Origin of the sequence: Levilactobacillus tangyuanensis (assembly GCF_003946545.1) — a bacterium.
Lineage (GTDB): Bacteria > Bacillota > Bacilli > Lactobacillales > Lactobacillaceae > Levilactobacillus > Levilactobacillus tangyuanensis.
Genome location: NZ_RHOA01000027.1, coordinates 1 through 1,782, shown reverse-complemented (window position 1 = coordinate 1,782; position 1,782 = coordinate 1). Strand labels below are relative to the sequence as shown.

The window sequence follows — 1,782 nt, the reverse complement described above, 5'->3', positions numbered from 1 at the left end:
GAGAGGTAAGCCCCTCAAAACTGAACATTGTTTCAACAAGTATGTGTAGCCTCCGTATATTCCTTAGAAAGGAGGTGATCCAGCCGCAGGTTCTCCTACGGCTACCTTGTTACGACTTCACCCTAATCATCTGTCCCACCTTAGACGGCTGACTCCCGAAGGTTATCTCACCGGCTTTGGGTGTTACAAACTCTCATGGTGTGACGGGCGGTGTGTACAAGGCCCGGGAACGTATTCACCGCGGCATGCTGATCCGCGATTACTAGCGATTCCAACTTCATGTAGGCGAGTTGCAGCCTACAATCCGAACTGAGAACGGCTTTAAGAGATTAGCTTAGCCTCACGACTTCGCGACTCGTTGTACCGTCCATTGTAGCACGTGTGTAGCCCAGGTCATAAGGGGCATGATGATTTGACGTCATCCCCACCTTCCTCCGGTTTGTCACCGGCAGTCTCACCAGAGTGCCCAACTTAATGCTGGCAACTGATAATAAGGGTTGCGCTCGTTGCGGGACTTAACCCAACATCTCACGACACGAGCTGACGACAACCATGCACCACCTGTATCCATGTCCCCGAAGGGAACGTCCTATCTCTAGGATTTGCATAGTATGTCAAGACCTGGTAAGGTTCTTCGCGTAGCTTCGAATTAAACCACATGCTCCACCGCTTGTGCGGGCCCCCGTCAATTCCTTTGAGTTTCAACCTTGCGGTCGTACTCCCCAGGCGGAGTGCTTAATGCGTTAGCTGCGGCACTGAAGGGCGGAAACCCTCCAACACCTAGCACTCATCGTTTACGGCATGGACTACCAGGGTATCTAATCCTGTTTGCTACCCATGCTTTCGAGCCTCAGCGTCAGTTACAGACTAGACAGCCGCCTTCGCCACTGGTGTTCTTCCATATATCTACGCATTCCACCGCTACACATGGAGTTCCACTGTCCTCTTCTGCACTCAAGTCTCCCAGTTTCCGATGCACTTCTCCGGTTAAGCCGAAGGCTTTCACATCAGACTTAAAAAACCGCCTGCGCTCGCTTTACGCCCAATAAATCCGGACAACGCTTGCCACCTACGTATTACCGCGGCTGCTGGCACGTAGTTAGCCGTGGCTTTCTGGTTAAATACCGTCAACTCCTGAACAGTTACTCTCAAGAGTGTTCTTCTTTAACAACAGAGTTTTACGAGCCGAAACCCTTCTTCACTCACGCGGCATTGCTCCATCAGACTTTCGTCCATTGTGGAAGATTCCCTACTGCTGCCTCCCGTAGGAGTTTGGGCCGTGTCTCAGTCCCAATGTGGCCGATTACCCTCTCAGGTCGGCTACGTATCATTGTCTTGGTGGGCCTTTACCTCACCAACTAACTAATACGCCGCGGGTCCATCCAGAAGTGATAGCCGAAACCATCTTTCAAACAGAAACCATGCGGTTTCTGTTGTTATGCGGTATTAGCACCTGTTTCCAAGTGTTATCCCCCTCTTCTGGGCAAGTTACCCACGTGTTACTCACCAGTTCGCCACTCGCTTCAATGTTGAAATCAGTGCAAGCACGTCATTCAACGGAAGCTCGTTCGACTTGCATGTATTAGGCATGCCGCCAGCGTTCGTCCTGAGCCAGGATCAAACTCTCATCTTATAGATGATGTGCTTGAATAGCTCATCGATTGTTGTTACATTTTTAAAAGCGAATTGACTTCGCAAATATTGTTGGGTTTGATATAAATATCAAACCGCCCTACACATATTTGGTTTGTCGAAACAATGTTCAGTTTTCAAAGGTCTACC

At 49.8% G+C, this 1,782-nt stretch carries 1 rRNA gene; it reads right to left on the bottom strand.

The features are described from left to right. Positions 1-67: 67 nt before the first annotated feature. Positions 68-1,633, bottom strand: a 16S ribosomal RNA gene (locus EKM96_RS10400). Positions 1,634-1,782 lie beyond the last annotated feature (149 nt).